We start from the raw sequence: 11978 nt of genomic DNA on the forward strand, positions 1-11978 counted from the left end.
GCTGACACTCGGCGCAGCGGCCGCGGCGACGGCCGCCGTCGTGCGGCGCGCGTGGCACAGAACGGACCGGGCCCGGGAGGGGCCCGGCGCGGCCGGCCCGCGCGGCCACGCCGTCGCCCGCATCGTCGGCCGGCACCGGCGCAGGTTCGCCGTGGCGACGCTGCTTTCCGCCCTGTCCACGCTGGCGGAGATGGCGCTGTTCGCGCTCACGCCCTCGATCGTGCTGCTGGTCGCGCGCGGCGGCAGCGCCACCCTCGCCCGCTACGGCATCACCGGCGTCTCCGCCCAGCTCGGCACCCTCGCCGGCGCCGGCGCGTTCGCCTGCGCCGTCATGGCGGGCACCGGCTACGCCGCCGGCGTCGCCTGGCGCGGGCTGGCCCAGGACGTCGAGGACGACTGGCGCACCCGCACCTACGCCCACGTCCAGAGCGTGGCCCCGGCCGACCTGGAGGACGCCCGCGTCAGCCGCGTCAACGCCGTGCTGTCCGAGGACGTCGGGCAGCTCGGCACGTTCGTCGGGACGAACATGCACGACGTCGTGCAGATGGGCGCCGGCCTGGCGCTGCTCGTGCCGATGTTCCTGCTGCTCGCCCCGCAGCTCGCCTGGATCGCCTTCGCGCCGATCCCGCTCGTCACCTGGCTGTCGTTCCGCTTCCACGAGCGCGCGGTCGCGGACACCGCCGCCTGCGGCGAGCGCCGGGCGGAGCTGAACAGCCGGGTGACCGAGAACCTGCACGCGCACACCACCATCAAGGCCGCGACGACGGAGGCGCACGAGATCGCCCGTATCGACGAGCTGAACGGCCGGTGCAGCGAGGCCAACCGCTCCGCCGGCCGCAGCGCCGCGCTGCCGCCGCAGATCCTGCGGCTGGCCGGCGGCTCCGCGCTCGTCGGCACGGTGCTGCTGGGCGGGCGGGCCGTGCTGCGGGGCGAGCTGGCGACGGCGGCGTTCGGCCCGCTGATCGAACTCCCGGGCATCGCCATGCTGAAGCTGTCCCGCGTCGGCAGCGCCTCCGACCACTACCAGCGCACCCTGGCCGCCCTGGACCGGATCGAGGGGCTGCACGAGCTGCCCGTGGAGCCGGCCGGGCCCGCGGAGCCGCCCGCTGAACTGCCCGCGGGCCCGCCCGGGGAGCCGCCTGGGGAGCCGCCCGGGGAAGGCCGCGGGGCGCTGCCGCCCCGCGGCCGGGGCCGGATCGAGCTGCGGAAGGTGACCTTCGCCTACCCCGGCCGGCCGCCCGCGCTGCGCGACACCTCGCTGGTGATCCCGCCCGGCCGGACCACCGCCCTCGTCGGCACCACCGGCGCGGGCAAGACCACGGTCGCCAAGCTCCTCATGCGCTTCCGCCACCCCGACCGCGGTCAGGTGCTGCTCGACGGCGCCGACGTGCGCGGCCTGGCGCTGCCCGACCTGCGGCGGACGATCGGGTACGTCACGCAGGAGCCGTTCCTCTTCGACGCGACGATCGCGGAGAACATCCGCTACGGCACCTTCGACGCCACCGAGGCGCAACTCGTCGCCGCCGCCCGCACGGCCGGCGCGCACACGTTCATCGACAGCCTCCCCGACGGCTACGACACCCGGGTCGGGGAGCGTGGGTCCGCGCTCTCCGGCGGGCAGCGCCAGCGCATCGCGCTGGCCCGCACCGTCCTGCGCGACCCGCCCGTCGTCATCCTCGACGAGGCCACGTCCGCTGTCGACAACGAGACCGAGGCCACCATCCAGCGGGCCCTGCAGGTCTTCGGGATCGACCGCACGATGCTCGTCATCGCCCACCGGCTCTCCACCGTCCAGGGCGCGGACCGCATCTACGTCATGGCCCCCGGGGGGCAGGTCGCCGAGCGGGGCACCCACGACGAACTCGTCGCGCGCGGCGGCGTCTACAGCTCCCTGTGGAAGCTGCAGTCCGGCGGGTCCGCGCACGCTTAGCAGGTGGTCATTCCTTCGGGTGGTAACAACACACGGTGCCGTGAGAAAGCCGCTGAACCGAGACAATGGATGTCCGTTGAGAACCAGGAGCGTGGAATGACGCACGCGACCAATCCGTTCGAGGACGACGAAGCCCGCTTCCTGGTGCTCGTCAACGACGAGGGCGAGCACTCGCTCTGGCCGGCTTTCGCCGAGGTGCCGCGAGGCTGGACCGTCGTCCTTCCCGAGGACTCCCGGCAGGCGTGCCTGGAGTACGTCGAGAGGACGTGGACCGACATGCGGCCACGCAGCCTCGCCGAGGCAGCGGAGGGCGGCCGATGACGTCGCGGACCACCGCCGCACCGGCATCCGCGACGCCGGTGTCCGCCGCGCCGGGCGGCCGCGCGCCGGCCCGCCCCGGGCCCGGACTCCCGGCCGCCGGCGGCCCGTACGCGACCTCCCCGGAGTTCCGCGCCGTGCTGGCCCGCTATCCCGCGCTCGCGGACTTCACCGCCCGCGTCACCGACTTCCTCGACCGGCACCTGCCCGAGCCCGTCACGGAGGACGCGGCCCGGCCGCCCTGGCTCGAACTGCGCGGACACGCGGCCCGGTCGGGGCTGACGGGGTTCGACGTGGCGCCCCCGGCGGACGTACCGGGCGGCGGGCGCGGCGAGGACGCGGACCGGGGCGACGGCCCGGTCGTGCCCGCGGGGCTGGAGCGGGTGGCGCAGGGGCTCGCGATGTTCCTGGCCGGACGGCGCGACTGCGACGCGCGCGAGGTCTTCAGCTCGGGCCACGGGGCGATGGCCCTGCGGTACGGGCCGCCCGGGGTGGTCCGCGCGGTACGCGAACGGGTGGTGGAGCACGGTGAACTGGCGGGTGTCGCCGCCAGCGAGCCGCACTCCGGCTCGGACCTGCGCGGCCTGCGCACCGCGGCCGTCGAGCACGGCGACCACCTGGTGCTCTCGGGCACCAAGGGCCTGGTCGGCCGGGTCGACGAGGCCGTCGGCTTCGTCGTCTTCTGCAAGGTGGTCACGCCCGAACAGGCCGCGGCCCTGGCCGCCGACGGCGGCCGCGGCGGCGACGCGGCCGGGCTGCGCGAGGTGCCGCTGTCGGCGCTGTGGCTGCCGACAGACGCCCCCGGCGTCCGCACCCATACCGCCGCTCCGCTGGGCCTGCGCGGCTGGAGCCTGGGCCACCTGCACTTCGACGGCGTACGGGTCGGGCGCGACCGGCTGCTCGGCGCCCCCGGCGACGGCCGCAGGATCTTCGACGCGCACTTCGCCGGCTGGCGCGTGATGATGGCGCTGGTCTGCCTCGGCGCGGCCGCCGCCGCGATCGACGAGGCGATGGCCCGTACCCGCCGGCGCAGCGTCGGCAGGACGTCGCTGTCGACCATCCCGTCCGTGGTCTCCCGGCTCGGTACCGCGGCGGCGGAGCTGCAGGCGGCCACCGCCTGGTGCTTCTCGCTGCTGGAGAGCATGGACCGGGACGCGGACGCCGTGGACGTGGCGGCCTGTTCCGCCGCGAAGGCGCTGGCCACGGACGCGGCCTACCGCGCGGTCGACCTCGGGCTCCAGCTCCACGGCAGCGACGGGTACACGTGTCACACGCCGATGGAGAAGCGCCTCCGCGACATCCGCGGGCTCCGGATCGCCGACGGCCCGAACGACATCCTGTACAGCGTGCTGGCGCACTCCCTGCTCGAAGGCTCCCGGGCCGGCGGGCGTGTGGTGCGGCAGCGGTGGTGGTGACGACGGCTCAGGGGAGTTTGCTCCGGAGCGCGGAAAGGTAGAGCGGGATTCTCTTCACGGCCTTGCGCGACACCGGGAAGACTTCGGTCCTGTCGCCCAGGTGGTCGTTGATGGTGAGGAAATACTCGCCGTCCGCGTGCCGCAGTTCCGCGGAATAGACAACGCCGTCTTCCCGGTTTTCCTGTTCGTCCACGCGGGAAACGATAGGCCACCCGGAGAAGCGAAAGATCAAATCAATCCCGCGGCACTCGAAAGAGTGAATACTCGCAGGTCAGATGGTGCGCTATTGGCCTCGTCGGCTAGGCTCGGAACTGGCAGACGGGGAACGTGAACGAATATCGAGAGGGGTGGGCACCGAAAATGCTACCCGTGCTTCCCGTGTTTTTGGTCGGTGCGGTATCGGCACCGCTTATCAAGAAAGTGGTGCGGCCGGTCGTCCGCGGCACCATCAAGACGTCGGTAAAACTGGCGGTCGATGTGAAACGGGCCGCGCACGAGATCAACGAGGACATCAGCGACATCGCCGCCGAGGCGAGCGCGGAGGCGTTCGCCTCGGACGTCAGCGCTGAGGCGGACGTGCCGCGCCAGAGCACCAAGAAGGCGCGGGCCGGCAAGGCGGCCACGAGCGACTGAGCCGGTCGGCCGCACCGGCTGACCCGGGATCACGGTTTCGTGGCATGAACGTGCCATATAGGGAGGAGGGCGTCCACATGTACGTTTAGCGGCGCAGGGTCGAGCCGCCCCGGCCTGCACGTTCCATCTGATTGTGCATCCCCCACCGCACCGAGCGGGGTGGCGTTCAGCGAACGCGAGCCAGGAGGCCGACACATGTCCGAAAGACCCGCAGCCGCCACCGGCAGCCGCCTCTCCCGCCGGGGTCTCGTCGCGATGGGCACCGCCGCGGCTGCCGCTCCGCTGCTTCCGGGCAGCGCGGCCGCGGCGGACCGGACCGGCGCCGGCGCCCGCGACGGCGACGGCGCGGACTTCGACTTCGACAACGGCAACGCCCTCGGGTACGTCTTCACGTTCATGCCGCCGTACCTCCGGGAGGCGCTGACGCCCCTGGGCAACGACGCCACGGTCTTCACCCACTTCGCGGCCATCGAGTGGGCGTCGTTCTTCGACGCGTACGCCCCTTACCACCCGACCGCCGTCGGCCTCTACTCGGACATCCCGCGCCGGCCCGCGTCCGAGCGGTCCACCAACAGGAACGGCAACATCGCCCTTCTGTACGCCATCCACCGGGTCCTCCACGCCGTCGTGCCCTCCCGCGCCGACAAGTGGCGCGAGATGCTGAGCAACGTCGGCCTCGACCCGGACGACGACCGGGAGAACGAGACCACCCCCTCCGGCATCGGCAACCTCGCCGCGCGGCGGGTGCTCGACAACCGCGCCAGGGACGGCATGAACCTCCTCGGCGACGAGGGCGGCCGCCGTTACCACCGCCGGCCCTACGCCGACTACACCGACTACGAGCCCGTGAACACGGTCTACAGGCTGCGCAACCCCTCCCGCTGGCAGCCCGGCTTCACCACCCCCGGAAACGGCATCTTCCGCATCCAGCAGTTCGTCACCCCGCAGATGGGCCGTGCCAAGCCGATCGGCCCCGACCCGCGGAGGTTCGGCGCCCCGCCGCCGTCCGCGAGCGACCACCGGGACAGGCGCGCGTACAAGAAGCAGGTCGACGAGGTGCTCGCGATATCCGCCGCCCTGACGGACGAGCAGAAGATGCTCGCGGAGTCCTTCGACGACAAGTTCGACGGCGTCAGCGTGGGTCTGGGCCTCGGACTGCGGCTGGAGGAGGTGGACCTCGGCGAGTCCGTCGTCCGCGGCGCGACCGCGAACCTCGCCATCTTCGACACGATGATCGCCATCTTCCGGGACAAGCGCAGGTACGACGCGGTGCGCCCGTTCAGCGCCATCCGCCACGTGTACGGCGACCGCCACGTCACCGCCTGGGGCGGCCCCGGCAAGGGCACGGTCACGGACATGCCCGCCGACCAGTGGAGGAGCTACCTGAACACGGCGGACCACCCCGAGTACCCCTCGGCCTCGGGCAGCATCTGCGCGGCCGGCGCCCAGGTCGGCCGCCGCTTCAACGGCACCGACGAGGCCGACATCACCTTCGTCTTCCCGCAGGGCTCCTCGGAGATCGAGCCCGGGCTGACCCCCGGCAGGGACCTCACGCTGCGGTGGGACAACTGGACCGACTGGACCAGGCAGTGCGGCATGAGCCGGGTCTGGGGCGGCGTGCACTTCGTCCCGTCGGTCCTGGAGGGGGAGCGGATCGGCACCGAGGTCGCCGACCGGTTCTACGACTTCATGCAGCCGTACATCCACGGCCGCCGCTGAGCCCCGGCCTCCCTCCGCCCCGGTGCGGCACCGGGGCGGAGCCGGGACACCCGGCGGCGCCTCGCCCGCCGGGGTCCAAGAGGTCGGGAACTGTCCGCATGCGCCTCTACGGTGACGGTGAGCCGAGACACGAGAGGCACCCTCCATGACCATTGCCGTCACCACCCCCACCGGCCGCGTCGGATCCCGCGCCGTCCGCCTCCTGCTGCAGGCCGGCGTACGCCCCCGGGTGCTCGTGCGCGACCCCGCGCGGCTGGACCCGGCGACCCGCGACCTCGTCGACGTACGGCGCGGCGACCTCACCGACACCGCGTTCGTCCGCGCCGCGACCGCCGGGGCGCGGACCGTCTTCTGGGTCGACCCGCCCCTCCCCCTACGCCCTGCGGGCGTGGGGGTACCCCCAACCGGGGCCGACCCGGTGGCGGCCTCCGAGCAGGCCGCCGCCGGCGTCGTCGAGGCCGCCCGCGCCGGCGACGTCGCGCGGGTCGTGCTGCTCAGCAGCGTCGGGGCCGAACTGCGCCGGGGCGCCGGGCACATCGACGCGCTCGGGCGCATCGAGGAGAGCCTCGACGCCACCGGCGCCGACACCCTGCACCTGCGCTGCGGCTACTTCTTCAGCAACCTCGCCATGTCCCTGGACGACCTGGCCCGGGGCGTGCTGCCCACCCAGTTCCACCCGGAGCGCCCCATGGCGTGGGTCGACCCGCGCGACATCGGCGACGTCGTCGCCGCCCGGCTGCTCGCCGAGGACTGGAAGGGGCGCGTGGTGCAGGGCGTGCACGGGCCCGAGGACCTGAGCTTCGTGCAGGTCGCGGAGATCCTCACCGGGGCCCTGGGCCGGCCGGTGCGGGTGCAGGCGGTCGGCGACGACGACGTACGCGAGGCCCTGGGCGCGGCCGGGCTGCCGCCCGGCGCCGTGGCGGCCATCGCCGGGATGGCCGCCGGCACCCGGGACCTCGTCCCCGAGCAGCCGCGCGACGTGCTCACCACCACGCCCACCACGCTCGCCGCCTGGGCGTACGCCCACCTGCGGCCGGCGCTCGACGCGGCGATGCGCGACGGGGCGGAGGACGGCGCCGCCGGCTGATCCGCCGGGCCCGGCGCCTCACCCGGCGGGCCCCCGGGCCGCGGCCCCGGCCGGGTCCGCGGCCCCCGCCCGTCTCCCGTCCCGCAGCAGGTGCCGCAGGGTGAACGCGGCAAGCGCGGCGTGTAGCAGCGCCGCGACCAGCGCGGCGGCGTGCAGGCCGGTGACGAAGGCGGCCTCCGCGTCCCCGGCCGCCGCCGCGGTGATCCCCGGCACCTGCAGCGTCTCGGTGAGCGTGCCGGCGAGGTCCGGCCCCCGCAGCCGGAAGACCAGCGCCGCGAGCGAGCCGAGCAGCGCGATGCCGAGGGCGTTGCCGAGCTCGTTGCTCGTCTCGGCGATCGCCCCCGCCGACCCGGCGCGCTCCGGGGGCACCGCCGCGACGGCCGTGTCGGCGACGACGGCGAACGAGATGCCGTAGCCGACGCCGGTGACGACGGTGGCCGCGACGTACCAGCCGGTGCCGCCCGAGGCGCTCGTGGGCAGGACCAGCAGCAGCCCCCCGGCGATGAGGAGGTGGCAGGCCAGCAGCGCGGCCCGGGTGCCCGTGCGGGCGACCACCGCCGGGGTGACGACGCAGGTGACGGTGAGCACGACGGCGCCGGGGAGCGCGACGAGCGCCGCGTCGAAGACGTCGAACCCGCGCACGGACTGCAGGTAGATCCCGCCGAGGTACGCCACCGCCGACCAGGCGGCCAGCGGCAGCAGCCCGGTGATCGCCGCGATCGCGAACACCCGGTCGCGGAAGAGGCGGAAGTCGATCAGCGGGTACGCCAGCCGTAGCTGCCGGCGTACGAACCACCACAGCACGGCCACGCCCGCGCCGCCCGCGACGAGCGGCACGGCCGCGAGCCCCTCGGCCGCCGACCGCTTGATCCCGTAGACGGTCAGCAGGATGCCCGCGGCGGAGAGCAGCACGCTCGGCGCGTCGACGCGCCCCGGCCCCGAGGCGCGCACCTCGCGCAGCAGCCGCGGGGCCAGCAGCAGGAACAGCGTGACGACCGGCAGGTTGATCAGGAACACCGAGCCCCACCGGAAGTGGGCGAGCAGCTGGCCGCCGACGACCGGGCCGATCGCGAAGCCGGCGGCGAAGGCCGCGGCGAAGATCCCGATCGCCTGCGCGCGCCGCCGCGCGTCGGGGAACAGCTCGCTCAGCACCGCGAGCGCCGACGGCAGCAGCGTGGCGCCGGCCACGCCCATCAGCGCCCGGAACACGATCAGCAGCTCCGCCGACGGCGCGAACGCCGCACCCGCCGAGGCGGCGCCGAACACCGCCGCGCCGGTCATCAGCAGCCGGAGCCGCCCGTAGCGGTCGCCGATCGCGCCGAACGCGATGAGCAGGGAGCCGACCGCGAACCCGTAGCCGTCGAGGATCCACAGCGCCTGGTCCGCGGACGGCGACAGGTCCGCGGAGATCCGGGCCATCGCCAGGAACAGCACCGAGCCGTCCATCGCGACCAGCAGCACCGGGCCGAGCACCACGAGCAGGCCGAGCCACGCCCGCAGCCCGGGCGGCGGAGCGGCGGAAGGGCCGGGGGAGGGGGAAGCAGGGCGTACGTCCATGGCCACGACGGTGCTCCGCCGCCCGGCCGGCAGCCATCCCCGCACCGTGGGTACACCCGGCGGGGATACCCTCGGCCGGCGATCCCCGGCCGGCGCCCGCGTAGCCTCGGGGACATGGAGACGGAGAGCCTCGGGGCGTACCTGAAGAGCCGCCGCGACCGGATCACGCCCGCCGCCGCCGGACTCGAAACGTACGGCGGCGCCCGCCGGGTGCCGGGCCTGCGCCGGGAGGAGCTCGCGCAGCTCGCCGGGGTGAGCGCCGGCTACTACACGCGGCTGGAGCAGGGGCAGGCCGGCACCGCGTCCCGGCAGGTCCTCGACGCGCTCGCCCGCGTGCTGCGGCTGGACCCGGTCGAGACGGTCCACCTGCACAACCTCGCCGTCCGGCCCACCGCGCCGCGGCTGGTCCGCCCCGCCCCCGAGCAGCCGCACCCCCGGGTGCTGGCGCTGCTGCGGTCCCTGGACGAGTCCACGCCGGCCGTCGTGCTGGGCCGCCGCGGCGACGTGCTGGCCTGGAACCGCACCGGCCACGCGCTCGTCGCCGAACACGTCGGCTTCGACGCGCCCCGGGACCCCGCGCGCCGCCCGTCCGTCCCCCGGATGTTCTTCCTCGACCCGCTGGTCCGGGACCAGCACGCCAACTGGGCGGAGCTGGCCCGCGTCCACGCCGCGTACCTGCGGCTGACCGCCGGCCGCTACCCGGCCGACGCCCGCCTCGCCGAGCTGATCGGCGAACTCGCCATGGGCAGCGCGGACTTCGCCGCGCTGTGGGCCAGGGGCGACGTCGCCGACTGCACCGTGGGCGCCATGCACCTGCGGCACCCCACCGTCGGCGCGCTCCACGTCGACTACCAGGTCTGGCTCCAGCCCGAGAGCCCCGACCACCGGCTGGAGGTCTACACCCCGGGCGACGCCGCCTCCGCCGACGCGCTCCGGCTGCTGGCCGCCCAGGTGCAGCGGGCGGACGCCTGGCACGATGCCGGACATGACCTCGACGCACGAGCAGGGTGAGCGGAACGGCCGGGAACGCCCGGAGCCCTCGGAGCAGCCGGAGCAGGGCGGAGGGAGCGGGAAGAGCCGCCAGGCCGCCTCGTTCGGAGCCGCGGCCGGCGCCTACGAGCGCGGCCGCCCGCCCTACCCGCCCGAGGCGGCGGCCTGGCTGGTGCCCGACGCCGCCCGCACGGTGGTCGACCTCGGCGCCGGCACCGGCAAGCTGACCCGCGCGCTGCGCGCTCCCGGCCGGGAACTCGTCGCCGTGGAGCCCTCGGCCGGCATGCGGGAGGAGTTCGCCCGCGTGCTCCCCGGCGTGCGGGTGCTCGACGGCACCGCCGAGGCGATACCCCTGCCCGACGCGAGCGCGGACGCGGTCGTCTGCGCCCAGGCGTGGCACTGGGTCGACCCCGCGCGCGCCGTCCCGGAGGCCGCCCGGGTGCTCCGACCCGGCGGCCGGCTCGCCCTGGTGTGGAACAGCCGCGACGAGTCGGTGCCCTGGGTCGCGGAGCTGGGCCGCATCCTGCGCGACCACGCGGCGGCGCCCGCAGAGGACCGGCAGGCGGACCGCGTCGGCGCGCCGTTCGGCCCGGTCGAGCGGCGCGACTTCCGCTGGCGCCACCCGGTGTCGGCCGACGGGATCGTCGACATGGTCACGTCCCGCAGCTACGTGATCACCCTGGCGCCCGCCGTACGCGCCCGTCTGCTGGACCGGGTGCGCGCGCTGCTCGCGGCGGAGCGGCCGGCGGCGATGCCGTACGTGACCGAGTGCCACCGTGCCCACCGATGAGTTCCGCCGGGCCGGGCGGTCTACCCGTACGGAAGGGAATTCCCGAACGCCGGAGGAACACCATGACCGCCAAGGCACTGCCGCCCGTCACCGACGCCGAGACGTGGCGGCGCGAGCTGGACGAACTGCGCGTCCGGGAGAAGGCCGCGACCCGGGAGCTGGACGCCATCGCCGCCCAGCGGCGCCGGCTGCCGATGGTCCAGATGCCCGACTACACCCTGGAGGGCGCGGACGGGCCGGTCCGGCTGGTCGACATCTTCGACGGCAGGTCCCAGCTGATCGTCTACAACCACATGTGGTTCGAGGGCAAGGAGTGGCAGTGCGGGGGCTGCACGAGCTACACCGCGCAGTTCGCCCGGCTGGACTTCCTGGAGCCCTACGACGCGCGGTTCGTCATCGTCACGCAGGGCCCGATCGACGAGGCGCTCGCGTACAAGAAGCGCGTCGGCAACAAGATGACCTGGTACTCCACCGCGAACAGCCCGTTCGGCGCCGACGTCGACGCCCCGCCCGGCGGCGGGTTCGCGCTCAACGTCTTCCTGCGCGACGGCGACACCGTCTACCGCACCTGGCACACCACCGGCCGCGGCACCGAGCAGCTGAGCTACACCTTCCCGCTGGTCGACGTGCTGCCGTACGGCCGGCAGGAGGAGTGGCAGGACTCGCCGGAGGGCTGGCCGAAGTCGCCCGCGTACAGCGGGTGGCTCGACTCGAAGGACGTCGCCCGCCTCTACGGCGAGGACGGGTAGACCCGGGCCGCTCCCCGGGGCCGGCTGGGCGGCTCAGAGCGGCGGTGCCTCGTCGTCGTCGGCGGTGCGGGGCGCCAGGTCCGGGTCCCGGTCCGCGCCGCGGCCGAGGCGGGCGGCGTCGTTGGCCGCCAGCGCCCGGCGCAGCAGGGACATCAGCTGCTCCCGCTCCGGCTCGGTCAGCGCGGCGAGCAGCGGCCGCTGCGACTCCGCGGCCACCGGGCGGAGGCGCTCCAGCAGCCGGTGCCCGGCCGGGGTGAGCGCGAGACGGTGGCGGCGACGGTCGGCCGGGTCGCGGGTACGGCTGAGCAGGCCGCGCTGCTCCAGCAGGTCGATCCGGCCGACGAGATGGCTCTTGTCGAGGTCGAGTGCGTCGGCGACCTGCTGCTGCGACCGCGGTCCCGCGTCGTCGAGCGCGCAGAGGACCGCGTGGTGCACCAGGAGCAGGTCCTCGCGGGCCAGCACCTCCGCCAGCCGCCGGCGGCCGTAGCGGGACACCTGGCCGGCCAGGTACGACGGCAGGTCGAGCAGCGACGGGGGACGCGGCTCCGGCTGGCTCATCCTCCGGATCGTAGCCGGTGGCGACGGCCGGTCGGGCCCGCCTCTTTACCCGGATTTTCGGCCCGCGCCGTGAAGGTATCCGTAGCAACTCGCAACTGTTGTCATTCGCAACGGAATCGGAGCTACGCATGCCGACAGGACGGCACATCCAGCGCAGAACGGTGCTCGGCGGCGCGGTAGCGGCCGTCGCGGTCGCGGACGCCGGGGCCGGGGGAGCGGCGGGCGGCCGGGC

The 11978-nt window shown here is 74.7% G+C and carries 12 protein-coding genes; 9 read left to right on the forward strand and 3 right to left on the reverse strand.

Features of this window, described 5'->3' with window-relative positions; genetic code table 11:
- The first annotated feature begins 1 nt into the window (after position 1).
- The 3 genes from ABD317_RS26345 to ABD317_RS26355 all read left to right on the forward strand — a co-directional run bounded on the left by ABD317_RS26345 (position 2) and on the right by ABD317_RS26355 (position 3663).
- Complete coding sequence (locus ABD317_RS26345; protein ID WP_425582443.1) at positions 2-1930, forward strand: ABC transporter ATP-binding protein; 1929 nt, start codon at positions 2-4, stop codon at positions 1928-1930.
- Between the two features lie 96 nt (positions 1931-2026).
- Positions 2027-2251 (forward strand): MbtH family protein, encoded by a 225-nt coding sequence (locus ABD317_RS26350; RefSeq protein WP_344292621.1) that lies wholly within the window; start codon positions 2027-2029, stop codon positions 2249-2251.
- Positions 2248-3663 (forward strand): acyl-CoA dehydrogenase family protein, encoded by a 1416-nt coding sequence (locus ABD317_RS26355; RefSeq protein WP_344292623.1) that lies wholly within the window; start codon positions 2248-2250, stop codon positions 3661-3663. Before ABD317_RS26350 ends, ABD317_RS26355 begins: the two co-directional genes overlap by 4 nt.
- Before the next feature lie 7 nt (positions 3664-3670).
- Here ABD317_RS26355 and ABD317_RS26360 read toward each other — a convergent pair whose 3' ends face one another.
- Positions 3671-3856, reverse strand: coding sequence for a hypothetical protein (locus ABD317_RS26360; RefSeq protein WP_158691700.1), 186 nt, complete (start codon positions 3854-3856; stop codon positions 3671-3673).
- Positions 3857-4023: 167 nt separating this feature from the next.
- Between ABD317_RS26360 and ABD317_RS26365 the strand changes: the two genes are divergently transcribed.
- From ABD317_RS26365 to ABD317_RS26375, 3 genes are all read left to right on the forward strand, one after another.
- Positions 4024-4296, forward strand: coding sequence for a DUF5132 domain-containing protein (locus ABD317_RS26365; RefSeq protein WP_344292637.1), 273 nt, complete (start codon positions 4024-4026; stop codon positions 4294-4296).
- A gap of 195 nt (positions 4297-4491) precedes the next feature.
- The gene (locus ABD317_RS26370) at positions 4492-6015 is read left to right on the forward strand and encodes a DUF6851 domain-containing protein (RefSeq protein WP_344292626.1); all 1524 of its coding nucleotides are present in this window, start codon (positions 4492-4494) and stop codon (positions 6013-6015) included.
- 145 nt (positions 6016-6160) lie between these two features.
- Positions 6161-7102, forward strand: a complete 942-nt coding sequence (locus ABD317_RS26375; RefSeq protein ID WP_344292628.1) for an NmrA family NAD(P)-binding protein — start codon at positions 6161-6163, stop codon at positions 7100-7102.
- Between the two features lie 18 nt (positions 7103-7120).
- Here the strand turns inward: ABD317_RS26375 and ABD317_RS26380 are convergent, their stop codons facing one another.
- On the reverse strand, positions 7121-8665 hold the full coding sequence (locus ABD317_RS26380) for an MFS transporter (RefSeq protein WP_344292630.1): 1545 nt from the start codon (positions 8663-8665) through the stop codon (positions 7121-7123).
- Between the two features lie 108 nt (positions 8666-8773).
- Here ABD317_RS26380 and ABD317_RS26385 point away from each other — a divergent pair, with 108 nt between their 5' ends.
- The 3 genes from ABD317_RS26385 (at position 8774) to ABD317_RS26395 (ending at position 11188) form a co-directional block, all read left to right on the forward strand.
- On the forward strand, positions 8774-9670 hold the full coding sequence (locus ABD317_RS26385; RefSeq protein WP_051437900.1) for an MmyB family transcriptional regulator: 897 nt from the start codon (positions 8774-8776) through the stop codon (positions 9668-9670).
- Complete coding sequence (locus tag ABD317_RS26390; protein ID WP_344292633.1) at positions 9645-10439, forward strand: class I SAM-dependent methyltransferase; 795 nt, start codon at positions 9645-9647, stop codon at positions 10437-10439. The genes ABD317_RS26385 and ABD317_RS26390 overlap by 26 nt, the downstream gene beginning before the upstream one ends.
- Positions 10440-10501: 62 nt before the next feature.
- A complete protein-coding gene (locus ABD317_RS26395; RefSeq protein WP_344292635.1) occupies positions 10502-11188 on the forward strand; it encodes a DUF899 domain-containing protein in 687 nt (228 codons plus the stop codon).
- 33 nt (positions 11189-11221) lie between these two features.
- On the opposite strand, the gene ABD317_RS26400 is transcribed toward ABD317_RS26395, so the two are convergent.
- Positions 11222-11746, reverse strand: coding sequence for a MarR family transcriptional regulator (locus ABD317_RS26400; protein WP_051437899.1), 525 nt, complete (start codon positions 11744-11746; stop codon positions 11222-11224).
- Positions 11747-11978: the final 232 nt, after the last annotated feature.

It is taken from the genome of Streptomyces synnematoformans (genome assembly GCF_039531005.1).
Taxonomy (GTDB): Bacteria; Actinomycetota; Actinomycetes; order Streptomycetales; family Streptomycetaceae; genus Streptomyces; species Streptomyces synnematoformans.

Coding starts and splice junctions, on each gene's coding strand:
- ABD317_RS26350 (WP_344292621.1), top strand. CDS start 2,027: ATGACGCACGCGACCAATCCGTTCGAGGACGACGAAGCCCGCTTCCTG.
- ABD317_RS26355 (WP_344292623.1), top strand. CDS start 2,248: ATGACGTCGCGGACCACCGCCGCACCGGCATCCGCGACGCCGGTGTCC.
- ABD317_RS26365 (WP_344292637.1), top strand. CDS start 4,024: ATGCTACCCGTGCTTCCCGTGTTTTTGGTCGGTGCGGTATCGGCACCG.
- ABD317_RS26370 (WP_344292626.1), top strand. CDS start 4,492: ATGTCCGAAAGACCCGCAGCCGCCACCGGCAGCCGCCTCTCCCGCCGG.
- ABD317_RS26375 (WP_344292628.1), top strand. CDS start 6,161: ATGACCATTGCCGTCACCACCCCCACCGGCCGCGTCGGATCCCGCGCC.
- ABD317_RS26385 (WP_051437900.1), top strand. CDS start 8,774: ATGGAGACGGAGAGCCTCGGGGCGTACCTGAAGAGCCGCCGCGACCGG.
- ABD317_RS26390 (WP_344292633.1), top strand. CDS start 9,645: ATGACCTCGACGCACGAGCAGGGTGAGCGGAACGGCCGGGAACGCCCG.
- ABD317_RS26395 (WP_344292635.1), top strand. CDS start 10,502: ATGACCGCCAAGGCACTGCCGCCCGTCACCGACGCCGAGACGTGGCGG.
- ABD317_RS26400 (WP_051437899.1), bottom strand. CDS start 11,746: ATGAGCCAGCCGGAGCCGCGTCCCCCGTCGCTGCTCGACCTGCCGTCG.